General features: G+C 54.2%; 22 protein-coding genes. 10 read left to right on the forward strand and 12 right to left on the reverse strand.

Going from position 1 to position 23,309, the window contains the following annotated elements; genetic code table 11:
- Nucleotides 1-2 precede the first annotated feature (2 nt).
- From HWV67_RS16925 to HWV67_RS16935, 3 genes are all read left to right on the forward strand, one after another.
- A complete protein-coding gene (locus tag HWV67_RS16925) occupies nt 3-3,164 on the forward strand; it encodes a CusA/CzcA family heavy metal efflux RND transporter (protein WP_175652078.1) in 3,162 nt (1,053 codons plus the stop codon).
- Nucleotides 3,165-3,323: 159 nt separating this feature from the next.
- Entirely contained in the window at nt 3,324-3,647 is a 324-nt protein-coding gene (locus HWV67_RS16930; RefSeq protein WP_034137071.1) for a DUF2790 domain-containing protein, read from the forward strand.
- A 171-nt stretch (nt 3,648-3,818) separates the two neighbouring features.
- The gene (locus HWV67_RS16935; protein ID WP_034137072.1) at nt 3,819-5,816 is read left to right on the forward strand and encodes a heavy metal translocating P-type ATPase; all 1,998 of its coding nucleotides are present in this window, start codon (nt 3,819-3,821) and stop codon (nt 5,814-5,816) included.
- Between the two features lie 76 nt (nt 5,817-5,892).
- Here the strand turns inward: HWV67_RS16935 and HWV67_RS16940 are convergent, their stop codons facing one another.
- Nucleotides 5,893-7,200: an OprO/OprP family phosphate-selective porin gene (locus HWV67_RS16940; RefSeq protein WP_034137073.1), complete on the reverse strand. Its 1,308-nt coding sequence runs from the start codon at nt 7,198-7,200 to the stop codon at nt 5,893-5,895.
- Nucleotides 7,201-7,409: 209 nt separating this feature from the next.
- A complete protein-coding gene (locus tag HWV67_RS16945; RefSeq protein WP_103438541.1) occupies nt 7,410-8,378 on the reverse strand; it encodes a LysR family transcriptional regulator in 969 nt (322 codons plus the stop codon).
- Between the two features lie 259 nt (nt 8,379-8,637).
- Here HWV67_RS16945 and HWV67_RS16950 point away from each other — a divergent pair, with 259 nt between their 5' ends.
- The 3 genes from HWV67_RS16950 to HWV67_RS16960 are packed head-to-tail and all read left to right on the forward strand — an operon-like array spanning nt 8,638 to nt 11,454.
- Nucleotides 8,638-9,057, forward strand: a complete 420-nt coding sequence (locus tag HWV67_RS16950) for a GtrA family protein (protein WP_080889212.1) — start codon at nt 8,638-8,640, stop codon at nt 9,055-9,057.
- A complete protein-coding gene (locus HWV67_RS16955) occupies nt 9,023-10,006 on the forward strand; it encodes a glycosyltransferase family 2 protein (RefSeq protein ID WP_175652079.1) in 984 nt (327 codons plus the stop codon). Before HWV67_RS16950 ends, HWV67_RS16955 begins: the two co-directional genes overlap by 35 nt.
- Nucleotides 10,000-11,454 carry an ArnT family glycosyltransferase gene (locus tag HWV67_RS16960; protein WP_059395179.1) on the forward strand — a complete coding sequence of 485 codons (1,455 nt, stop codon included), beginning with the start codon at nt 10,000-10,002 and terminating at the stop codon, nt 11,452-11,454. The genes HWV67_RS16955 and HWV67_RS16960 overlap by 7 nt, the downstream gene beginning before the upstream one ends.
- Before the next feature lie 82 nt (nt 11,455-11,536).
- Here HWV67_RS16960 and HWV67_RS16965 read toward each other — a convergent pair whose 3' ends face one another.
- Nucleotides 11,537-11,758, reverse strand: coding sequence for a hypothetical protein (locus HWV67_RS16965; RefSeq protein WP_059395178.1), 222 nt, complete (start codon nt 11,756-11,758; stop codon nt 11,537-11,539).
- Nucleotides 11,759-12,021: 263 nt separating this feature from the next.
- Between HWV67_RS16965 and HWV67_RS16970 the strand changes: the two genes are divergently transcribed.
- The gene (locus HWV67_RS16970) at nt 12,022-12,609 is read left to right on the forward strand and encodes a hypothetical protein (RefSeq protein ID WP_125923841.1); all 588 of its coding nucleotides are present in this window, start codon (nt 12,022-12,024) and stop codon (nt 12,607-12,609) included.
- A 54-nt stretch (nt 12,610-12,663) separates the two neighbouring features.
- Here HWV67_RS16970 and HWV67_RS16975 read toward each other — a convergent pair whose 3' ends face one another.
- Together HWV67_RS16975 and HWV67_RS16980 are read right to left on the reverse strand one after the other, a co-directional pair.
- A complete protein-coding gene (locus HWV67_RS16975) occupies nt 12,664-14,082 on the reverse strand; it encodes a heavy metal sensor histidine kinase (RefSeq protein ID WP_034138162.1) in 1,419 nt (472 codons plus the stop codon).
- Entirely contained in the window at nt 14,079-14,753 is a 675-nt protein-coding gene (locus HWV67_RS16980) for a heavy metal response regulator transcription factor (RefSeq protein ID WP_034138161.1), read from the reverse strand. Before HWV67_RS16980 ends, HWV67_RS16975 begins: the two co-directional genes overlap by 4 nt.
- 689 nt (nt 14,754-15,442) lie before the next feature.
- Between HWV67_RS16980 and HWV67_RS16985 the strand changes: the two genes are divergently transcribed.
- Nucleotides 15,443-15,769 (forward strand): DUF2790 domain-containing protein, encoded by a 327-nt coding sequence (locus tag HWV67_RS16985; protein ID WP_034138160.1) that lies wholly within the window; start codon nt 15,443-15,445, stop codon nt 15,767-15,769.
- Nucleotides 15,770-15,802: 33 nt separating this feature from the next.
- Here HWV67_RS16985 and HWV67_RS16990 read toward each other — a convergent pair whose 3' ends face one another.
- From HWV67_RS16990 to HWV67_RS17000, 3 genes are all read right to left on the reverse strand, one after another.
- On the reverse strand, nt 15,803-16,153 hold the full coding sequence (locus HWV67_RS16990) for a DUF3147 family protein (RefSeq protein ID WP_034138159.1): 351 nt from the start codon (nt 16,151-16,153) through the stop codon (nt 15,803-15,805).
- Between the two features lie 162 nt (nt 16,154-16,315).
- Complete coding sequence (locus HWV67_RS16995; RefSeq protein WP_034138158.1) at nt 16,316-17,221, reverse strand: cation diffusion facilitator family transporter; 906 nt, start codon at nt 17,219-17,221, stop codon at nt 16,316-16,318.
- A gap of 55 nt (nt 17,222-17,276) precedes the next feature.
- Entirely contained in the window at nt 17,277-17,615 is a 339-nt protein-coding gene (locus HWV67_RS17000) for a zinc ribbon domain-containing protein (protein WP_080761431.1), read from the reverse strand.
- Nucleotides 17,616-18,105: 490 nt separating this feature from the next.
- Between HWV67_RS17000 and HWV67_RS17005 the strand changes: the two genes are divergently transcribed.
- Nucleotides 18,106-19,803 (forward strand): phosphoethanolamine transferase, encoded by a 1,698-nt coding sequence (locus tag HWV67_RS17005; protein WP_034138157.1) that lies wholly within the window; start codon nt 18,106-18,108, stop codon nt 19,801-19,803.
- A gap of 343 nt (nt 19,804-20,146) precedes the next feature.
- On the opposite strand, the gene HWV67_RS32140 is transcribed toward HWV67_RS17005, so the two are convergent.
- From HWV67_RS32140 to HWV67_RS17015, 3 genes are all read right to left on the reverse strand, one after another.
- Nucleotides 20,147-20,374: an AbrB/MazE/SpoVT family DNA-binding domain-containing protein gene (locus tag HWV67_RS32140; RefSeq protein WP_371928076.1), complete on the reverse strand. Its 228-nt coding sequence runs from the start codon at nt 20,372-20,374 to the stop codon at nt 20,147-20,149.
- A gap of 403 nt (nt 20,375-20,777) precedes the next feature.
- Nucleotides 20,778-21,044, reverse strand: a complete 267-nt coding sequence (locus HWV67_RS32145; RefSeq protein WP_080761430.1) for an antitoxin Xre/MbcA/ParS toxin-binding domain-containing protein — start codon at nt 21,042-21,044, stop codon at nt 20,778-20,780.
- A gap of 322 nt (nt 21,045-21,366) precedes the next feature.
- Entirely contained in the window at nt 21,367-21,654 is a 288-nt protein-coding gene (locus HWV67_RS17015) for a helix-turn-helix domain-containing protein (protein ID WP_059395176.1), read from the reverse strand.
- Nucleotides 21,655-21,739: 85 nt separating this feature from the next.
- Here HWV67_RS17015 and HWV67_RS17020 point away from each other — a divergent pair, with 85 nt between their 5' ends.
- Entirely contained in the window at nt 21,740-22,192 is a 453-nt protein-coding gene (locus HWV67_RS17020; RefSeq protein WP_059395175.1) for a hypothetical protein, read from the forward strand.
- Between the two features lie 334 nt (nt 22,193-22,526).
- Here HWV67_RS17020 and HWV67_RS17025 read toward each other — a convergent pair whose 3' ends face one another.
- Nucleotides 22,527-23,303, reverse strand: coding sequence for a hypothetical protein (locus tag HWV67_RS17025; protein ID WP_125923842.1), 777 nt, complete (start codon nt 23,301-23,303; stop codon nt 22,527-22,529).
- Between the last annotated feature and the right edge of the window lie 6 nt (nt 23,304-23,309).

The raw sequence follows: 23,309 nt of genomic DNA on the forward strand, positions 1-23,309 counted from the left end.
TCATGTTTGAACGTATCATCAGATTCGCCATTGAGCAGCGCATCGTTGTAATGATCGCTGTTCTGATCATGGCCGGCATCGGTATCTACAGCTATCAGAAGCTGCCCATCGATGCGGTACCCGACATCACTAACGTCCAGGTGCAGATCAACGCTGCTGCGCCTGGCTATTCGCCATTGGAAACTGAACAGCGGATCACGTTTCCAGTTGAAACGGCCATGGCCGGTCTCCCGGGCCTTCAACAGACCCGTTCCTTGTCTCGCTCTGGCCTGTCTCAGGTCACCGTGATCTTCAAGGATGGCACTGACATCTTCTTTGCCCGCCAGTTGATCAACGAGCGGCTGCAAGTTGCGAAGGAGCAGTTGCCAGAGGGCGTTGAGGCTGTCATGGGTCCGGTATCCACTGGGCTTGGTGAAATTTTCTTGTGGACCGTTGAAGCTGAGGATGGTGCGGTCAAGGAAGACGGTACACCGTACACCCCAACCGACCTGCGTGTGATCCAGGACTGGATCATCAAGCCGCAGCTGCGGAACGTCCCAGGTGTGGCCGAGATCAACACCATCGGTGGTTACGCCAAGCAGTTCCTGGTCGCGCCGGATCCGAAGCGCCTAGCTACATACAAACTGACCCTCAATGATCTGGTCGCAGCGTTGGAAAGCAACAACGCCAACGTCGGCGCCGGTTACATCGAGCGTAATGGTGAGCAGCTCCTCATCCGTGCGCCAGGGCAGGTCGGTAACATCGAAGACATCGCCAACATTGTGATCACCAGTGTCGATGGCGCACCGATTCGAATCAGCAACGTCGCTGACGTTAGCATTGGCAAAGAGCTCCGGACGGGGGCTGCCACCGAGAACGGTCGCGAAGTCGTACTCGGCACCGTGTTCATGCTGATCGGTGAAAATAGCCGTACCGTGTCTCAGGCTGTTGCCGCCAAACTGGCTGACATCAACCGTACCCTTCCAGAAGGTGTGGTTGCCGTGACGGTCTACGACCGCACCAACCTGGTTGAAAAAGCTATTGCAACTGTGAAGAAGAACTTGGTGGAAGGCGCGATTCTAGTAATCGCCATTTTGTTCCTGTTCCTCGGTAACATCCGTGCTGCACTCATCACCGCGATGGTGATCCCGTTGTCCATGCTGTTCACCTTCACCGGTATGTTCAACAACAAGGTCAGCGCCAACCTAATGAGCTTAGGCGCACTCGACTTCGGAATCATCGTCGACGGTGCCGTGGTAATTGTAGAAAACGCGATCCGTCGACTGGCTCATGCGCAACACAAGCATGGCCGTATGCTCACCAAAGCTGAGCGCTTCCATGAGGTCTTCGCTGCTGCGGGTGAAGCTCGCCGGCCACTGATCTTCGGTCAGTTGATCATCATGGTGGTGTACCTGCCGATCTTCGCCCTGACCGGCGTCGAGGGCAAAATGTTCCACCCCATGGCCTTCACCGTTGTGATGGCGCTGCTGGGTGCAATGATCCTCTCCGTCACCTTCGTTCCGGCAGCCATCGCCATGTTCGTCACTGGCAAGGTCAAGGAAGAGGAAGGCGTGGTGATGCGCACTGCGCGGCTGCGTTATGAGCCGATTTTGAAGTGGGTCCTTGGGCATCGGAACATCGCGTTCTCGGCCGCTGTAGTCCTGGTCGTGCTCAGTGGTGTGCTTGCAAGTCGTATGGGTAGCGAGTTCATTCCAAGCCTCAGTGAAGGTGACTTTGCGATGCAGGCCATGCGCGTGCCAGGTACGAGCCTGACCCAATCCGTAGAAATGCAGCAACGCCTTGAAAAGGCTGTGATTGAGCAGGTCCCGGAAGTAGAGCGGATGTTTGCGCGCTCGGGTACAGCCGAAATCGCATCCGACCCGATGCCGCCTAACGCCTCCGACGCCTACATCATGCTCAAGCCTCAGGATCAGTGGCCCGACCCTAAGAAGCCTCGCGATGAGCTGATTGCTGAAGTGCAGAAAGCCGCAGCCGGTGTCCCAGGCAGCAACTATGAGCTGTCCCAGCCCATCCAGTTGCGTTTCAACGAGCTGATCTCGGGCGTACGGAGTGACGTCGCAGTGAAGGTGTTCGGCGATGACATGGACGTGCTCAACAACACGGCCAACAAGATCGCTGCAGCGCTCAAAGCGGTACCGGGCTCTTCGGAGGTCAAGGTTGAACAGACCACCGGCCTGCCGGTGCTGACCATCAACATCGACCGCGAGAAAGCCGCACGCTACGGCCTGAACATCGCGGATGTACAGAACTCGATCGCCATCGCTGTCGGCGGTCGTACGGCCGGCACGTTGTATGAAGGCGACCGTCGCTTCGACATGGGGGGGCGCCTGCCTGAGACCGTACGTACCGACGTAGCAGGTATGTCCAGCCTTCTGATCCCTGTACCGGCCAATGCATCTCAAGGTGCCAATCAGATCGGCTTCATCCCGCTGTCGCAGGTCGCTAACCTGGACCTGCAGCTGGGTCCGAACCAGATCAGCCGCGAGAACGGCAAGCGTCTGGTGATCGTCAGCGCCAACGTCCGGGGCCGCGACCTGGGGTCGTTCGTTCAAGAGGCAACCGCTTCGCTGGATGCCAAGGTGCAGATTCCTGCTGGTTACTGGACCACCTGGGGTGGCCAGTTCGAGCAGCTCCAATCGGCGGCCAAGCGTCTGCAGATCGTGGTTCCGGTGGCCTTGCTGCTGGTCATGACCCTGCTGTTCCTGATGTTCAACAACCTGAAAGACGGCATGCTGGTGTTCACCGGTATTCCATTCGCACTCACCGGTGGCGTCGTGGCGCTGTGGCTGCGGGACATCCCGCTGTCGATCTCGGCTGGGGTTGGCTTCATTGCACTGTCCGGCGTCGCGGTACTGAACGGCCTGGTGATGATTGCCTTCATCCGCGGATTGCGAGAGGAGGGACGAACGCTTAGGCAGGCCGTCGACGAAGGCGCGTTGACCCGACTGCGACCTGTGCTGATGACAGCCCTGGTGGCGTCCCTGGGCTTCATCCCGATGGCCTTGGCAACCGGTACCGGTGCAGAGGTTCAGCGGCCACTGGCGACAGTGGTGATTGGCGGGATCCTGTCCTCCACCGCGCTGACTTTGTTGGTGCTCCCTGCCCTGTATCAATGGGCACACCGCAAGGATGAAGACGGTGATGAGGCCGAAGTGGTTAGCTGATAGCCACTAAAGAGAAGCCCACAACACACGTTGTGGGCTTTTTTGTTTTATATGAGCCAGATGCACTTACCTTTCAAAATTGTAAGTTTCTCGTCATGCCAGTGATGCCTATGCGTTGCTAAAGTTACGCCCGAGAAGATTTGAATTTGAGAGGTTATTATGAAAAAGCTAATTATTGCTGCTGCACTTGTTGTTTTCTCGATGGCTTCGCAGGCCAACACTTTCTCAGAAAGCAAGCAGCTGCAATATATCAACGACCACCAGACCGCTGTGGCGAAGTATGCCGAGAAAAATGGCAAGCCGATGCCGGAAATTCAAGATTACAAATACGGCATGAAAATCGATGTGGCGAAATTCGTGCGCCAATCTCAAGACCCCCGCACCTGCCAGGTCTACCCACGGTTGATGAGCTTCGAGGACTCCCAGGGTACGCTCAAAACGGTTCGCTACTCCATGTACTCGCAATGCATCAACAATAAGTAGTGAGCGCTTTGAATAGAATAATTAATGAATTCATAAATGCCAGGCAGAGCCTGGCATTTTTTATTTCCCCTGCGTGCCTTGTTAAGAGCGTCACTCTTAATGATCAGCCCTCGGGCAAGCCGTGAAATAGATTTCAGCTAATCAATAGCGATACCCCAGAAGGTACGAGTTATGAAAAGTTTGCTTGAACGCCCCGACGACCAAGCGGGGCACGAAGGCCACAGCCATGAGCATGGGGGCATCTTCGGCATGAACACCGAGTTGGTCTTCGCACTGATCTGTGGTGCGCTGCTCGGTGCCGGAGTTCTGGCCGGAAAGCTCGGGCTGATCGACAGGCTGCCGCTAGTTCTGTACGTATCTGCCTACGTGTTCGGTGGATGGTTCACCACCAAGGAGGCGATCAGCAATATCCGCCAGAAGCGCTTCGAAATCGACACGCTGATGCTGCTCGCCGCAGCGGGGGCCGCGAGCATTGGCGCCTGGGCAGAAGGTGCACTGCTGTTGTTCCTGTTCAGCCTGGGGCATTCACTGGAAAGCTATGCGATGGGCAGAGCCAAGAAAGCCATCGAGGCACTTTCCAAGCTCGCCCCTGCCACCGCCATCGTGCGGAGCACAAACGGCACGAAGGAGTTGCCTGTAGAACTCCTCGTGCCTGGCGACATTGTCATCGTACGCCCCAATGACCGTTTGCCGGCCGATGGCTTTGTGGTCGTAGGCTCTTCAAGCATCAACCAGGCTCCCGTGACTGGTGAGAGCGTCCCGGTGGACAAGCAACCAGTCGCTGATGCCGCTCTTGCCCGCAGCAAGCCGGATGCCGTGGATGCTGTGTCGAAAGTCTTCGCCGGCACCATCAATGGCGAAACCCTGATTGAGGTCGAAGTAACGCGTCGCTCCACGGAAAGCACCCTGGCGCGGGTCATCAAAATGGTCAGTGAAGCCGAGGTCAGAAAGTCGCCGACTCAACGCTTCACAGACCGTTTCCAAAGGGTGTTCGTCCCCTTGGTCCTGCTTCTGGTGGTAGGGCTGATGTGTGCTGGCATTTTCATCGATGAGCCATTCCGTGATTCGTTCTACCGTGCCATGGCGGTCTTGGTCGCAGCCAGCCCGTGTGCGCTTGCGATTGCTACACCCAGCGCCATTCTTTCCGGCATCGCCAGGGCTGCCAGAGGCGGGGTACTGATCAAGGGCGGTGCTCCGCTCGAAGAACTCGGTTCTTTGAATGCCATGGCCTTCGACAAAACCGGCACCCTGACCGAGGGGCGTCCCCGCATCACCGATGTGATACCGCTAGCCGGTACCCAGGTTCCGGACCTGCTGGCCGTCGCTATCGCAGTGGAGTCTATGAGCGACCACCCACTCGCCGCAGCTATCGTGCGCGACGGCGAGGAGATGATTGGTAGCAGGGGCAAATACCAGGCCAGGAACCTGAAAAACCTGGTTGGCCGCGGCGTACGCGCTGAGCTGGATGATCAGTTCGTCTGGATTGGCAAAGTCGAGATGTTCGGTGCCGACGCCATTCCGGCCCTTAGCAAAGCCGCCCTAGAGGCAGCAGAGCGCCTGCGCCAGTCGGGCCGCACTACCATGGTGGTGCGCCGTGCTGACAAGGATCTGGGGGTGATCGGCTTGTTGGACACCCCCCGAGAAGGAGCGAAAGAGGCACTCCAGAAACTCAGGGAAATGGGCATCGACCGCATGATCATGATTTCCGGGGACCACAACCGCGTCGCCGAAGCAGTGGGCAGGCAAGTCGGCCTGGACGAAGCGTGGGGAGATCTGATGCCAGACGACAAGGTACAGGCGATCAAGAACCTTCGCCTCAGCTCCCAAGTCGCCATGGTGGGCGACGGCGTGAATGATGCGCCTGCCATGGCCCATTCGAGCGTAGGCATCGCAATGGGGGCGGCAGGCTCCGATGTCGCCTTGGAAACGGCCGATATCGCGCTGATGGCAGACGACATCCGGCAGCTTCCCTTTGCGGTCGGCCTCAGTCGTCACACCCGCTCGATCATTCGCCAGAACCTGTTCGTCAGCCTCGGAATCGTGGCCATCCTGGTTCCCTCCACCATCATGGGCTTGAGCATCGGCGCTGCCGTTGCCATTCATGAGGGTTCCACGCTCCTTGTCGTGTTCAATGCCCTTCGCCTGTTGGCTTATCGTAAAGACGCCTGATCATTGAACGAAGCGCACAAAAAAGCCGGGAGTGCACTGAGCGCTCCCGGCTTTTTTGTGTCACCTGATTGGGGAATCAGAACACGTATTGTAGGCGAGTGATGAAGGCGTTGCCTTTGTCGTCGCCGACAGTGTTTTCGTTGTTGTCTGTGCGCACGTTGATGTAGTTGGCACTGACTTTCACCGCCTCGTTGACGTACCAGTTCACGCCGACCGTGTGGCTCTTGGCCTTGCGTTCATCGGATTGGTCCGCGGTGGCAACCAGATTGCCATCCTCGACCTTGATATCGTCGAAGCGGTAGAAAACTTCCCAGGCGCCCAGATCTTTGTTCTGTGGCTTGATGGTGTCGAATTTCGCGCCGTCGAGCTTATAAATTCGCGGTTCGCCGGTCAGCGTGTACGCCATCTGTGCGTAGTAACCCGAAGCCTTCATGTCATTGGCGGACTGATCAGCCTTCAGCTTGCGGCGAAGGTACTCAGCTTGAACGGAGAATGGACCCGTGGCCCAGGCGCCTTCAACGCCCCAGACCGAATCGTTGTCCCAAAGGCCTTCTTGCGCAGCAGCACCACCGAACAGCATGCGATTGCCGTTGGTTCCCGCATCGCCGCCGCCGTTGGTGTCTACACCGCGAACGCCCAGGCGCGAGCGTATACGGGTGTCGACGGCGCTGTCCTTGAGGTCGCGATAGGCATACTGGGCACCGACATGCAGGACATTACCGTCAGAGTGCAGCGGTGCGAAAACACCACGCACGTTGTAGCGCTTGGTGCTGTCACCGTCGGAGTCGTTGTTGGTTTCGCTGAAAACGCTACCCGACAGGTAGGCCATGTCAGCGATGGTGCTGGTCGCCTGAACACCCATGCCGGCGTTGTCGTTGATCCAGTCGGCTACGTCGTAGGAGAGGTTTCGCTCCATGGCAGTTGTCCACTTCGAGCTGGTTGCCTTCTCAAGACCGAAATCGGTGTAGAAGCGGCCGAAACGCAGCTGGACTGGGGCGAAGCCGGTGTACGTCAGGCTGGCCTCATCAAAGTAGCCATCGGAGTCGTTACCAGTGTTGCGGGACAGGTCATAGTTGACCTGGTATTTCCAGTCTCGGTACAGAGTGCCGCCGAACTCGATGTAGGCGCGACGGAAGTAGGCCGCATCTGCGGTATCGCCGTTCTTGGTGAAGACACCGTCGAATCGGCCATAGTCGGCCTGAACGCGACCGCCCAATTTGAAGCTGAATTCCTTGTCGGTGGTAGAAAGTTCAAGACCGCCCTTGGTTTTTAGAACTAGGTCAGCTCCGTCGGTAGTGACTGTTCCGGAAAATGCTTGCGAGGAAAATGTGCCTACTATTGCAGCGACCAACAGCTTTTCCCGCATGTTCGAAGAACGGATCATTGCTTGCCTCTCGTGTGTTAAGTGCTAGCAGCCGACAGATTGTTTCGCCCTGTGCCGGCCGTTATAGATCTTGAAGATAGGAGCAGGTCACGTTCGTCACCCGCTGTAACAAGATGCCTTTGTTCTAAGCACTCTGACTAGTTTGCAAGCAAAAATGACAGTTGTGTTGCTGGAGTGTTAAGGGGAGATTTTGTAACCTAACAAAATTGTCACCGAACAAGCCAATCCTTCTTATCAAAAAAGCTCTTTTTTATCAATCTGCGGATCTCCAATACCTGTGGGTTACGAATGCATGTCGATTTGATAACAAGATAGATATCTTTCTCCACTAGGTCATCCAGGAAACCCGGTATAGGAATGATGTTCCTTTCCATTTTTCTACTGTAGTCCGGCAGCACACCGATGCAAGCGCCTCCGACGACGAGGCCGCGTGACAAGTTATAGTTTTTTACCCGTGTTGTGCCTCCCTGATGCTCGGCCATTATCGAAGCCCATTTTTGTGAGTCTGCCAAGATCTCATCATCCCAAGGGACAACGAGCATGAAGTTATGCAGATCCACGTTCTCAACTGGCAGCGTGACGCTTCGTGAGTAGCGACTGGAAATAAACAGCGAATGCCCAATTCGACCAAGCCTTTCAAACCTATAGGTAGGGTTTCGATCGAGCTCGCCGTCATCATCCGGGGTGACGAAAATTATGCCTACATCAACTTCACACTCAGAGAGCATTCTCGCTGTGCACTCAGAGTGGATTTCTAGTTGCATTTCGGCATGATCCCGCACATATGCGACCAGATCGCGGTTCACGATGTCGCTGAGCACCGGCTCCGTGATCGCGATGGTAAGCCTGGGCACTTCCTTCTCGCCGGCCTTGCCGAGGCCGTCTGGGCCGAAGAGCTGGCTCAGGTAATGACTGACCCTTTCGCCTGTGCGCGTCAGAGCAAGCTTGTTGTGCTTATAGACAAATACTGGAGCACCGATGTGCTCCTCAAGCTTTTCTAGGCGTTTCCGCAAGCCTACCACCGGTACATTGAGCCCTCGGGCAGCCTGTTTGAAACTCGCACAACGTGCTGTTGCGAAAAATTCTAGCGCTAGCTGATCATCAATTGGCAGATCATCCAATATGTCAGGACTGTAAGAAACAGAGCCGCTTGTATATGTTTCATTTTGTGTAACCATTAGGTCCCCCTTGATGCGGGGAATTTATCTCAACGCCGCCCGGCATTCCTTATATTGTCAACATTGTAATGTGTAGGTCATGCGTGCGTTATTGGAGGCCCTTCATTGCCAAAGCGTAATTTTCAAGCAATCCTGCTGATATTATAGCCTGCTAGCCTAGCATCCCGTTTTTTTGTTCCTCGAAACATGTGTGTTTAGGTAGCGGTGCTTTTACATTTGATTCACCATTTTTTCACCTTTGCCTCCATAGGCTTCGGACATGGAAAATAAAAGCCCACCTCTTTATAGGTTACTGATTCGTTATCTAGGGATCGGATTCATAGCCACTGCAATCCATTATTTTGTGTTCCTGTTGCTGGTAGCTACAGAGATGTCTACGCCATTTCTAGCCAGTATTTTCGGCGGCCTGGTAGGCGCTATTGCAAGCTTCATAGGTAATAGGGCGTACTGTTTTAAGGCGGATGGCTTTCGGAAATTTCAGCCTCTTCGGTTTGCACTGGTCGCGCTAGCAACAAACATCGGCAACGGCGTGGGTATGTGGTTGCTCATCAAGTCGAATCTGTCACCGCTCATCTCCCAGGTCCTAGTGACTGTGACGCTCACTGCACTTGGATTCATTGCACACCGTTTCTGGACATTCAATCATGCAGACATTACATCGCTTTCCCGAGCGCCCTGATCCCTTATTAACCATAGTCGTTCCATGCTTTCAGGAAGAGGAGAGCATTCCAGAGTTCCATCAGCGCATCACCCGCGTCGTAAAGCGCCTACCTGTCTCTTGTGAGATTCTCTACATTGATGATGGAAGCAACGATCGAACTGCAAATTTGCTACGCGATTATCAGGATGGATCGGCTGTTCGTAGTCTGTTCCTCAGCCGCAACTTCGGCAAAGAGGCAGCACTGAGCGCCGGGATAGATCATGCCCGTGGCAGCGCATTAATCTTCATTGACGTCGACCTGCAGGACCCACCTGAGCTCATCCCGGCCATGGTGGATTTCTGGCAGCGTGGCTACGATATAGTAAACATGCAGCGCAACCTTAGAACCGGTGATTCATGGTTCAAGCGTGTGAGTGCCCGGGCTTACTACTGGGTCATGCAGCGCCTGGTTGAAAAGGTTGATCTGCCCGCCGATGTCAGCGATTTCCGCCTGATCGGACCTGCTCCACTGGCGGCACTTCGAGCGCTGGATGAGCGTTCCAGAATACTCAAGGGGATGATCGGCTGGGTAGGTTTTCGCACCGTCGAGCTGCCTTACGATCGTACTGTGCGCCATGCCGGTAGCACCAAGTGGAACGCCGCTGGCCTCTTCAATTTGGCCATTGAGAGCATCGTCAGTTTCTCTCGCAAACCGCTACGCATATTCAGTCTAATCAGCTTCGGTCTATTCGTCTCCAGCATCTGCTACATGCTTGCATCGCTCGTAGCAGGCAGCTTCGACGTCCATCACCTGCTCGTCGGAATGGCTTCATTTCTGTGCATCGGAGTTGCCATGGTGGGGGAGTACCTAGGCGTGGCACTCGCAGAAGTCAAACGCCGGCCTCGCTATTTCCTGAAGAGCAACAGCAAGGCAGATCCCGTGTCGCTCCATGCTTCGGTGCCTTTGATCGAGGGTAAGAAATGCTGAATCTGAGAAAAGAGCGGCCCCTGTGGTGGATCCTGGGTTCAATTCTGGTATTGCGCTTGTTGGGTTTGGGCGTCTACCCACTGATGGACACATCGGAGGCACGCTATGCCGAAATGGCACGCAAGATGGTCGAGTTAAACGATTGGATCACGCCGATGTTCGACTACGGGGTACCGTTCTGGGGTAAGCCGCCGCTATCCTTCTGGACCCAGGCTGCGAGCATGACGGTTTTCGGGGTGAATGAGTTCGCTGCTCGATTCCCGGCCTGGCTGCTGCATCTGGGCAGCTGTTTCATCATCATCAAGCTCGGTACTCAGCAGATCTCGCGTAATGCTGGAATCTGGGCCGCCATCATCTTCTCTAGTACGACACTTGGCCTAGTCTCCAGCGGAGTCGTGCTGACTGACCCTGTTCTGTCGTTCTCGATTTTGCTCTCCAGCTATGGATTCTGGCGTTGGATGAAGTGCTCCAGCAACGCGGATGCCTACCTGATGTTCGCCGGGCTGGGCCTGGGCCTACTGGCTAAAGGTCCGCTCATTTTGGTGCTTATGGGCACGCCAGCATTCGTGTGGGTGGTTCTCTATAAAGAGTGGGGGCGAGTGCTGATACTTCCCTGGATCGGCGGCCTTGTCCTAATGCTCGGTATATCCTTGCCCTGGTATATCGCGGCCGAAATGAAAACGCCGGGGTTCATGCAATACTTTTTCGTTGGTGAACACTGGAGTCGTTACGTCGTCAGCAACTGGGCTGGAGACCTCTATGGCAGCGCTCATGCCAAGCCATACGGCACCATCTGGATTCAGCTCGGTTTGTCGCTATTGCCATGGGCTTTCTTTCTTCCTCTGCTGATTCGCAAGCGCGGATCAATGCAGCGATTCGAGGCCTACCTCTGGCTCTGGGCGCTGGCAACTCCCATATTCTTTACATTCGCCGGTAACATTCTGTGGACCTACCTGCTTCCATCTCTACCAGCCTGGGCCATGTTGTTGTCTGGACGGATCTGCGATGCAGGCCCGAAGACCACTTGGGCTGCCGCTACGAGCGCTGTAGTACTCCCAATCGTAGGTGCGGGGATCATCATTGCAGGGGTAATGGAGCAGCGACCTCAGAACCAGCGAGATGTGGTTGAAGCCTGGAGTGATTTGCAGTCAGCTCAGTCGGCTCCGCTGATCTACCCTGGCCGTCGCTCGTATTCGTCGGAGTTCTACAGCAGCGGGAAGTCAGAGAACATTCAGGATCCTGCTAAGTGGCCACGTGATAGCTCGTTCTACCTATCCAGGCGCCTGCGTGACAGCAACGCTGAACTGCCTGTCAACCTGAGCTGCGTCAAGATCACCGAAGTAAACGCCAGCCAGCTAATGCTGTGTCGTTGGAAGGACGCTCAGCAAAGTAACAACGGATTGGCTGGAGAAATTGATGCGGGAGCGTCTCGTACGGACGAAGGCTAAATTCCAGACACAAAAAAGCCAGGTTGTACCCTGGCTTTTTTGTAAATTGCTTTCGTCATTTAGAGTCCTGTTTAACCGCCGATTAATTATCGGCTTGTTCCTTACCATCCTTGCTTTCTTTCTTTTGCTCTTGAGCGACTTGCTGTTTGTTCTGATCCGAAGAGTCATCGCTCCATAGGCGAGCCTGTTCAGTTCGAAAGTTTTCATTGAACTGTTTCGCTCTCTCGTAGCCGCCTTCGGCATAAGCGACACCCGTGAGACCAAGCAGCAGGCTGCCAATAGCGATCGATTTGACAAATTTCATTGTGAGCCTCGGTTTTTACTAGGTCCGCCTGATTAGCGGCCTTTGTTGGTTTGTAGTTTAGGAACGCGAAGCTAACGACAAGGTGAGTCAATAATTACAATTCCGTAATTTTGGCGGCCGGGATGATGCGTTAAATCTGCAAATCTGGAAGGATCATGTCTATCTCGGCATTGCTGAGGGCGATGTTAAATTTTCCCTAAAATTACAATTTTGATATCTACTTAAATAATCAGTGCGGCTTTCGGCCGCTCTCGGAGATAGCCATGAATGACATAGAGCCCTGGGCGGTTGCGATCGGTGATTTTCGTCGAAGCACTGAAAAGTTCACTGTCCAAATTGATGAGCTGACCGCTCAGACACGTACCTGCAGCGCCGTGCTGGAGAAGTCGAACGACCTTGTGGAGCAGGTCGATACTGTCGGCCGGCAGATACAAGATGAGGTGCGGAAGGCCGAGAAAGCTTGGTCGAATGCCGAAGAGGTCGCTTTGCGAGCTGCGGCAGAGGCATATTCCGCCGCGTGTCGGGGAGTCGACACGGCCATTAAACCGCTAATCGCGGAGCTTTCTACAGCGACTAAGGCTGCCAATATCTCCATTCTGGAGCTCAAGCGTGCCCCGGTTTTGGCCAAACGTTATGTGATGGTCGTGGCAACAGCGTTCTTCATCCTGGGGTTGATCAGTGTCTACACGACGATGCGTTTTATAGACACTGCTGCCAGCGTAAGCGCTCAGGAAAGGGTGAACGCGCAGTATTTCACCCAACTGTGGAGGAATGCCAATCCAGAGGAGCAGAGGATCATAAAGTCGGTGATTTTGCGATCGCCCATGGAGCCTGTGGTCCTCAGGCACTGATGCTTGCACACAAAAAAGCCCGTCAATTGACGGGCTTATGCATGTCTGCGCTGGTTAAGCAGCAGCCATTACAGGTTCTTTAAACTGGGCTTCGGGAAAGTGAAGGTGGAACCACGTGAAGTTCTCTTCGGTTACTTCCACGCTCGCCGAGCCCTGATGCAAGCTCATAATCGACTGAACGATGGCTAAGCCTAGACCGGTACCGCCCTCACTCCGTGCTCGGCTCTTGTCCACTCGATAGAAACGTTCAAACAAATGCGCATGGTGTTCCCTCGCGATCCCCCGGCCCGGGTTGCCGACACTCAATGTCGTACCGCTCGTACCGTGTTGCACCTTCACGTAGACCGTGCGGCCGCGTGGGCAGTAGCGAATAGCATTTGACACCAGGTTCGAGACGGCCCGTTGAATCATGAGACGATTACCGCGCACTACGTCCTCATTGCCAGAGATTTGCAGCTGGATCTCGCCTTCTTCTGCCGAAATGCTGAAGAGATCGCATACACGCTCAACCTCGTCGACCAGCGACACGGGTTCAAACTCCACCATGGATGCTGGGTGACTGACCTGAGCCAGGAACAGCATGTCGGAAACCATCCGGCTCATGCGGTCCAGCTCTTCTGTGCACGATTCCAGCACTTCCCGGTACTCTTGAAGCGATCGTTCTCTGGTCAAGGCAACCTGGGCCTTACCCATCAGGTTGGAAAGCGGTGCACGCAACTCGTGAGCAAGATCGTCAGAGAATTGAGAAAGCTGCTGCACACCGTCATCTAGGCGAGCCAGCATGATGTTAATGCCGTCAGCGAGCTCTTTAAGCTCTGAGGGCATTCCATCCGTTGGCAGGCGATGGTCCAGGCTCTCGGTGGAGATTTTCGAGGCAACTTTCAAGAACTTGGTCAGAGGTAGCAGTCCGCGGCGCACGGTCCACCAAGCGATGGCCAAGATCAATGCGAGGATGACGGGCGACATCATCAGGGCCCAGGTCAGCAATGCATCGAGCAGGGCCTCACTGGATGACTGGTCCATGGTCATGTAGACGCTGACTTCGGTTCCATCGGCTAAGCGCATGATACGAGAAGCGCTCAACAGTGGGCGGTCCTGGGTATCACGCCATTCATGCTCTTTAGGCTGCGCAGCCGGCTGGAACTTGTGCACCTCCAGATTGACCTGCTTTGAGCCTATCGAGAGCAAAGGTACCTGCTTTGTTGATGTATCGAATATGCTCACGTACAGGTTGTTATGGCCCATGACCAAATCAACTAGCTGGTGCGCATCCGCGTTGACGCCGGAGATATCGTTGATAGTGGACAGGTTGTGAGCCATGCCTGCCATCTTCACTTCTAGGTCTGCTCTGGCATTTCTTTCCAGCGCTTGACCCACCATCAAGTAGCCAAAGGTCGCGAACAGAAGCAGTAATGCTGCGCTCATCAACCCGACTTTGAACCCTAGCTTTGCAGCCAGGCTGAACGGACTCATGCGCGTTCCTCGAAAACGTACCCAACGCCACGAAGCGTATGAATGAGCTTGGTTTCAAACGGGTCATCGATCTTTGAGCGCAATCGCCGGATCGCAACATCGATGACGTTGGTGTCGCAGTCAAAATTCATGTCCCAGACCAGAGAGATGATCTGGGAACGAGTCAGCGCTTCACCCGTCCTGCTCATGAGCAGGTGCAGGAGCGCAAATTCTTTTGTGGTGAGATCGATGCGTGTGCCACCACGGAAAACTCGATGGCGCACGGAGTCGAGTTCCAGATCGGCAATCTTCAGCGAGCTCTTCTCGACGAGTTCATCGCCACGTCTCTGGAGAGAACGGATGCGAGCAAGCAGCTCGGGAAACTCGAAGGGCTTCACCAAGTAGTCATCCGCGCCGCCATCCAATCCCTTGAGCTTGTCGTTGATGCGACCACGGGCTGTGAGCATGATGATGCGGACCCGGCTGGATTTCCTGATGGTTTCCAGCAGATCCCATCCGTCGATACCTGGGAGGTTCACATCGAGGAGAACCAACGAATAGACATTGACGTTGAATAGGTGAAGGGCATCAACACCGTTGTGCACAATGTCTACGACATACCCGCTTTCGGATAGGCCCTGCTGAAGATATTCCGCAGTTTTAATTTCGTCTTCGACAACTAGAACGCGCATGACTTATCTCAAGGTGTGAAGAAGGAATTGGCCAATCCGCCAAGAGGTTTGCAGGCTGTTTAAAGGTTCGGCTGAGTGCATGGCATGCGGTAGTCGCTACCTCTGTCCATACGCCGTGGTCACCTGAGGACGCTTGAATCTTAACGCGAAGAAGCTGGCCGTGGCGAAATCCTACAAATTTGTAATGTAGCCGTAAGATTGCTGACAGTCATACCGGCATACCCTTTGAGCTTAGCGGATTCAGCGGCCTTCAGCCGGTTGAGCACTCAGTAGCTGGCATGTGAATTCGGTCGTAAAAGGCGGCATTTCTGCCAAGCCGTTCTGTTTTGCCAGGAAAATTCCTTGGGGAGCTACCAAGAGCTCGTTGCCAACCACCGATCAGTGGCATCGCAGGATGCGCTGCGCTGCGCGCGGCTATGATTTCTTGATCCGTCGAAAGTGCAGATAATTACTTTACAATCTATTACATGTCCAAATTGTAATTTCACAATCATCTTGTCGTTAGCCGCCTTTGCTAGTTTTAGTACAGCACACAGGCAGCGCTGCTTTGGAGTCGTCTCATCCGGAGCAGCATGGCGGGAGTAACGAAACCCTGCTCACGCCAATGCATTCACCTTGGAACCATACGCTCCTTTGGTAAGGTGAATTTTAGCGCCCGCCGTGGGCGCTTTTTTATTAATGGACTTCTCATGAAAACCACTAGATCTGCAATTGCCGTATTCATGCTCTTCTCTGTGCTGTCGACAGATGCTCTAAGTAGCGTGCAGATCAATGAGGATCTTGAGCAGTCTGCTCGGCAGGCTACAGAGCGCTATGCACAGAGCGTGAAGAAGCCCATGCCAGAGCTTGAAGACTACACCTATGGCATGAATCTGGACGTTGGGAAGTTGGTGTACGTGTCGCCCAACGTGCGGTACTGCGGCAACGTGAAAAGCATGATGGCCTACGAGGACTCGAAGGGCGAATTGCACATGGTTCGCTACCTGGTGAAAGGCGAGTGCGTTAATAGTCGGTGAGCGGCCACCCACTTGCTGCCCCCGGCGCTTAGCTCACAGCAACTCGATGCCAAAACGACGTAGCAGCAGAGCAAAGCCCCCAAAACTTACCATGGTGATGATGATGCTGATGATAAGCGTCGGCCAAAAGTCCAGTTTGGGCAGCAGCACCGGAAAAGTGATAAACATTGGCAGGGTTGGAAGGACGTACCAGAACGTATACCAGGCATGATTAGCTATCTTTTCCATACTCTGGTTTTCCAAGTACAGCCAGATCAGCGTCATGACCGTGACCAGAGGCAGAGCGGCAACTAGGCCACCCAGCTTGTCGCTACGTTTTGCCAGCTCTGATACTAGAATCACTATTCCGGCAGTGACTAAGTACTTCGTGATGATCCAAGCCATTGCTGAACCTCCTACGGGCACTCGAGAGAGTCTGTCGGAATCTTCCCAAGGCGCTCACGAAGTGCTCCTGCCGTTTTGACGCCTATCATTCCCGATCTTTCCTTTACGACACCACTCTCTCTGTTTGAAGAGTGGTGCGTTGACCAGGTGGTTACCAACCGATCAGTGCGACGGTAACGGCATGCTCTGGTGGAAAGCTGCGCGCTCGATCTGAATGGTGCAGTGGTGGATTTCGAACGCATCGCTGACCGCTTCCACGACGCCCGCCAGCACGGCATCTCCATCTGCTGTGTCACCCACTACTACGTGCGAAGTCATCACGTTGCTGCCGCTACTGACGGCCCAAACGTGCAAATCGTGTACATCAGTGACGCCATCAACGTTGCGGATGGTGGTCTCGATTGCCGCGACGTCAAGCCCCCTTGGGACACCCTCCATGAGGATGCCCAGGCTCTCGCGAAGCAGCTGCCATGTCCGCGGCAGTACCCAGAGGCCGATTGCAACAGCGACAATCGTGTCGACCCAAGTCCAGCCAGTGAAGCGGATAATGAGAGCCGCGATGATTACGCCCAACGATCCGAGCATGTCGCTCCAAACTTCGAGGTAAGCCCCTTTGACATTGAGGCTCTCGTTGCTGGCAGATGCCAGAAGACGCATCGAAATAAGGTTGATGATCAGGCCAGCGATCGCGATCCACATCATCGCGCCAGTGGCGATCTCCGTCGGCATGAAGAAGCGTTGGTAGGCTTCGTACAAGATGTACATTGCCACCAGGAAGAGCAGGACTGCGTTGAGCGTGGAGGCCAGGATCTCCAACCGCGCATAGCCAAAGGTTCGTTTTTGATCCGCCGGCCGCTTGGCTATCTGGAGCGCAATCAGCGATATCGCCAAGGCGGCGGTGTCAGTGAACATGTGAGATGCATCCGACAGCAGCGCCAAGCTGCCGGTTATCCATGCACCGATTACTTCAGCAATCATAAAGCTGCCAGTCAGGGCCAATGCCATGACTAGCTTCTTCTGATGTCCCTCACGTACTGCTGCACTGCCATGATCATGATTCGATCCCACGTATTTCTCCTTGCGCAGGGGGGTGGTCGCGTTGGCTTACCAGGGTGGCCAGGCGCTAAGGCGTGGCTTGGCCGCACTGGCTGCAGAATTTCGCTCCTGACGTCAGCGAGGAGCCGCAGGCCTTGCAGCCACTCGATAGTGGTGTTCCGCAGTTTAGACAAAAGCGCGCAGATGGGGCGTTAGCGGTCCGGCACTGCCTGCAAGGCTGCAGATCAGTGATTGGGGCTTGGGATATTGCCCGCCCACTGTCAATTACCCGGTCATTGCCGTCGCAGCTCTGCTGCTGGTCATAGCGGTCATGCCGATCGCTCCCGTGCCCACCACTGTGGTGCTTACCACCGCCGTGGTTTCCCCGGCCGTGGTGGCCGCCCAAGATGTTCTTGAAAAAGCTCATGGTGTTCGTCCCTCATTGATAAGTGACATAAGCACGGGCAAAAGTTAAGGAAGTGTTCTGCTCGCGAGAAAGACTTCTAAATTGAAGTAAAAGTTCAAAATGAGCGTACGACAAAACAAGCCCATTTTGTTTATGAAATTTAATTTAATTCGCTGGGTGGCACTAACCACACAGCAGTCGAACGTGTCCGATTTTTTATCATAGCCTGGTCGATCACAATCAAAAAAGCCATTGCTGCGATTCTGACAGCATTGTAATCACGAGGTCATCGTGTCGTTATCGTGTTCCGGAAATAATGCGCCTAGCGAGAGTTTACTTCTCATTCAATTCTTTTGCCTCAAACATCCTAAGCGCCCTTAAGCCATAGGGCTCGGGGTCTCTGGCGCTCCGCACGCCCACCTTCGCACAGTATCTGTCGATGGTTTGCCTGGTAGCTACCGAGGATTCCATAGCCATGCGTCATGGATCAGCAGCCTCCTAGAGTTTGATAATGACACCTTCGAAATCCATTGTTCACACCCTGTTCAGTAGATTGATCTTTGCTATTCGCAGTACTCGACAAAAAGGCATCAGCACCAATCTGCTCATCGGGCTGGTAACTCTTTGGTTGTTGCTATTTACGAACGCTGAGCTTTGGCGTGTTCTTACGCGGCTGATTTTCAATGCCGATGAAGTTAATTGGCTGCTCGCGAGTAGCCTGCCAGTTGTTGTGTTTGCTTGGGTGTTTACCATACTCAGTCTGCTGTCATGGGCACGGCTCGCCAAACCGCTACTGTGCCTGATCCTGATCAGTGCGGCTTTCGCCAGCTACTTCATGAATGCTTACGGCATCGTCATTGATTACACCATGTTCACCAACGTCGTGGAGACCGACGTCAGTGAGGTCTCCGAGCTACTGAACTGGAAGCTCGGCCTCTGGGTGGCAATGGTAGGGGGATTGCCCGTTTACCTGATCAGTCAGGTGCCGCTCCGACGTAAGCCCTGGATCAAAGCGTTGGCCAGTAGACTCATTGTCCTTTCGCTTGCCCTAGTCACCCTTGCCGGCATTGTGCTGAGCCAATACCAGTCTTATGCGTCCTTGCTGCGCAACAACCGGGAGATTCGGCTCATTCTGGTTCCCACCAACCTGTTTGCGGCCAGTCATGGCTACCTGAAACGTCAGTTGGCCACGCCGAAAGAACTGACCACCATCGGTACCGATGCAGTAGTGAAAAGGCAGGGAGCAGCTCGCAAACCCAAGCTGCTGGTGCTGGCAGTGGGGGAGACAGCACGCTCTGCCAACTTCTCCCTCAATGGCTACTCCCGTGATACGAATCCGGAACTGAAAAAACGCAATGTCATAAGCTTCTCAAATGTGAGTTCCTGCGGCACCGCCACCGCGGTATCACTGCCGTGCATGTTCCTGGACGTCGGCAAGGATGAGTACAAGGACGGCTTGGCCAAGAGCCGAGAAGGGCTACTCGATGTGCTTCAGCGCGCAGGCATCAGCGTAATGTGGACTGACAACAATTCGGGCTGTAAAGGGGTCTGTGACCGGGTGCCTAACCACAAGGCTACCCAACATGCGGATGCTCAGCTGTGCACCAGCGACGAGTGCAAGGACGGGGTGCTGCTCTCGGAAATGGAGGACTTCATCAACCGTCAGGAAGGCGATGCTGTCCTGGTGCTCCACTACAAAGGCAGCCACGGCCCAGCCTACTACAAGCGATATCCCTCGCAGTTCAAGAAATTCGAGCCGGTCTGCGAGACCAATGAGCTCGACAAATGTAAGCAGCAGGAGGTGATCAATGCCTACGACAACTCGATCCTCTACACCGACTACGTAACGGCCGGGCTGATCGACATCCTGGCTGCGAACACCAAATTCGACACTGCGCTCATGTACGTCTCGGATCATGGGGAGTCACTGGGAGAGGGTGGCCTCTACCTACATGGGCTGCCCTATGCGATGGCCCCGGACGAGCAAACCAAGGTGCCAATGGTGCTCTGGATGTCTGACTCTATCGCGAAGAGCGAACGGCTGAATATGGGCTGCTTGAAAGCCCAGACAAACTCGCCATTGAGCCATGACAACCTGTTCCACACGGTGCTCGGGATGATGAGCGTCCAGACATCCTCGTATCGCTCAGCCCTAGACTTCACTGCCCCTTGCAAGCCCTTGGCCGGAAGCACGTACTCCGGCCTCTGAATGCTCGAAGTGCGATTGAAATACTCGCTCGTATCAGCTGCAATATTCAATTGGAGAGCAGAAAAGTCAGTTGAATCTGGTTGCCCAGGTTTTGCTCGCTGTGAATGTCGACCTTGCCACCGCAGTGTTCCACGATCCGTTTGTACCGCGAGCGATGCGCCTGCAGTGTACGTTCAAGCAATTCGGGCCAATCAAGCGCATTGACCAGTGTTGAGACCTAGGCTGGCATCTCGGTTGCTGCCGTTCTAGTCATGGGTAACCTGGGTCGCAGCAGGTGGCGACTGAGCGTAATCGACCTATGAAGCGGCCGGTCGACAACGACCGCTGTGGGTCGAAAGCTGCCTTAGGGCTGGGCGTCTGCATCACTAATTGGCTTTAGCACTATGCTCCCGCCTATCAGCTGTATGCTCAGGGAATCACCGATTTTGAGACCCATGCGTTCGAGGATATCGTCCGGGAGGTCAGTGATGACATCCCCAGTACCATCACCTGGTTCTTGGCATTTCAAGGTTGTCCGCACGGATTCATTCATAAGGGGCGGCTCCTTATGAGCTGATGGGGAAGCCTCCATCCTACGCCCACTTGCCCCCTACTGGCAGCATTCGACCCACTGCGAAGGCTGGATGTTGGAGCCAGCACCGGCAAGCTCTGCTTTCGCAAGTATGAAGGAGTTTAGTGATAATCCTGCTTCCGGCTGGCGGCGATGGCGCTGACAACTCAGCTTAGGGCCGTGTCTGCTTGAGGTCGCAAGCAGCCAGTCGCTAATGACCGCGCTATCGAACCACTGAGCACCATCCGAGACAGAGCTTTGTTTACCGCGGAGCGTGAGCCCGTTCGCTCGAATACCTTCCTAACAAAGGGGCTTCCCCTTAGGCATACGCTTGATGCGGTTCGAGTTAGATCCTGCGATAGACACAGCTAATCCTATGTCAGACGAGATGTAGACAGGTCCTCTGGCATGGAACCCAACGGCGTTAAGTGTAGACACCGTGTTCAATTCGTCCTAGGAGTGTCACAACTTGCTGGTAGCCCGATCGAGTCACCAAGGTGCTGCAAGGTGACTGATGCCTTAGCCCGATTGCTGGCTTGTACAGCCATTGCGCGGCAAGCACTCGACTGCCAAGCACCAGCGTTGCCAGATGCACGATTTCTTCGCACCTGCCCTTGAAGCTTCGGTGGTCGATGCTCCAGCACCCCTGCGGCGAGCATGGGCACAGCGCTAATATCTGAGGATCCTTCATTTGCAAACCTCAAAGGTGAAAGCCTATCTCTCAACCGGCAATTCGGCCAACAGGTTCCATTCCTTTGCCGGCATGTGCTGCTATGTCGAGAAACCTTCCTTGCGTCTGTACCCGCCTTCGCAAAAGCCTTCGGGCGTCGTCTTCATTTTCCGACTTTATACGCCACTTATCAGTCTTTACCTTCCGTCGGCCCTTCATTGCCTCTCCTCTTCCACGTAGGTAGCGCCCAAGATCAAACCAGCCGCAGGGTCAGATCGCGCAGACTTTGGTTGCATCCGATCGGACATCTCAGTCCATGCTGAAGGGGGACAGGCGCCCCTCCTCATCGGTCCGATGGCGTCACGCTTAGCTCCTCACGAACGCGCTCAATGATTGAATCCAGAGTGGCATCCTTGTCCATAAAAAGGTAGCACTGGGTCAAGATCGTCAAAGGATGAACATTCATGACAGAGGCGAGCCCATGCACCATTTCGAGGGTAGGGCCCTTTCCTCCGGCTTCCAGTTGACTAAGGTAGGTTTGGCTACTGTGGCCGCCGAACTCTTCTTGGCTGAGGCTACGAGATTTCCTCAGCAACCTCATGGCCTTACCAAATGCCTGTTTCAGCTCCATTTTTTCATTCCTACAAAAGGAATGATGAAGCCGTCTTGAACGCCATACATCCATTAACTATTGTTAATATTTTGAGGGTTTTTCGATGTTCAAGACCTATAGCCATGCCGAACTCAGCCCAGCCGGTATTTTCGGCGAGCCCGCCAGCCGTCACTGGAAATTTATTGAGCTGGAGCTGCACCACCCATGGTTTTACGTGGAGCTTGTGCGCGATTACGGTGACGACATCGTGGGCAGCATGCTGATGATCCCCACGGTACCGATCCTACAGCAGATGCTTTCGGAGCTTGATGACCGCTCATGGCTCGCGCAAGCACATCTGATGTCACCTGGTCACATGAGAGGCGGTAACGACTGGGTGATGGAACCGCTTCAGGAAGTGAGCATTGCTGAAGACGCGTCAGGAACAGAAGAGGGCTATATCTATAAGGTAGTAGGCGGGGCTTGTTACAGCATTCATCACTCAACTCAGCGAGATAACCTCAAGGTCACTGAAATTATTTTTTTGGCTGAGCGCGATCTACGCGTGAGTGGATGATTAAAGTAGCTTACGCATTTAATTTATCGTTACGGCTTTTAGAAGGCAAATAGACTATTCTAGAGTAATTATCTTGGTTTTTACTATTGAATTAGCTGCAATCAGTGCTATCTTTATGGAGGCGAGTTTCAGATGTTGTCATCCTAAACTGTTTAATCTCCTGCCAGTAAGCTTAGGACTTTCTCCACCCAGCGATCAACTGGTTGTCAGTGAGCCTAGGCTGGCCCAGGTGTATTTTGGGGAGAGGCTTGCGCTACCCAGTGCAGTATGAGCATAGGCCTTCAGGTTATGAATTTTTCAAGACTAACGAACGGCTCATCAACAGTAACTGGCTTCAATAGAAAATATTTTTAGTTACTCTGCGACGATTGATCCTATGGATTTTTTCAGGTGTACGAGGAGTCTTGTTAGGCCAAGTGACGGCTTCATGCTGTGGTGTCATCCGAATCACCGCCTCGTAGGTACCGACCCTACCACCGTTCTTCCGATAGACTGTCAATGCTTCTTTTGTCAGCAGAGCTTGCAGGGACCACCAGTGATCGGACGCCTTAATGTAATTAGTAATTTCGGGATCTATCCAGCCTGCTAGCCAAGATATTTGGTTTGCGAGCAAACGGAGGCTGTTTACCGTTTGGCGTGGCCGGCGAGGTATAAAGCCCAGATTGCCATAGGAGTCAAACTCCGGCGTTCTCCAGATCTGATCGTGATGGCCAATCCTATTTCGAACATCTCGTACTTGGCTAAGTAGGTTGGCCAGTCTATCGACAAACGCCGCATCATCGTATGGCGTCGTAGCAAGGTCAGGGGCGTTTGGAAATGCTATTGATAAAACGCTAGCCTGCATGCCAGCAGGGTGCGATTTATGCTTCAAGCCTTTGATAATCGTTTCCCAGAATCCAAAGGGGACCTTCGCGACAATGTCGTCAACAGTTGCATTCCCTTTTCCTTTCTTCTTTGCGATCTTCTCTACCGCGCCGAGTACATCCTCGTGGGTGTATCGTGTGGATCTGGGGTTGTTGCCCCTTGCTAGGTCATTATTGGCCAAGCCCTGACTGCATGGCCAGCTGATGCGCTTAACATCCGTTGTGCTTAGCCTGTAGGTGACTTCCATCCCCGC

The organism is Pseudomonas sp. Marseille-P9899 (genome assembly GCF_903166565.1).
GTDB classification, from domain to species: Bacteria; Pseudomonadota; Gammaproteobacteria; order Pseudomonadales; family Pseudomonadaceae; genus Aquipseudomonas; species Aquipseudomonas huaxiensis.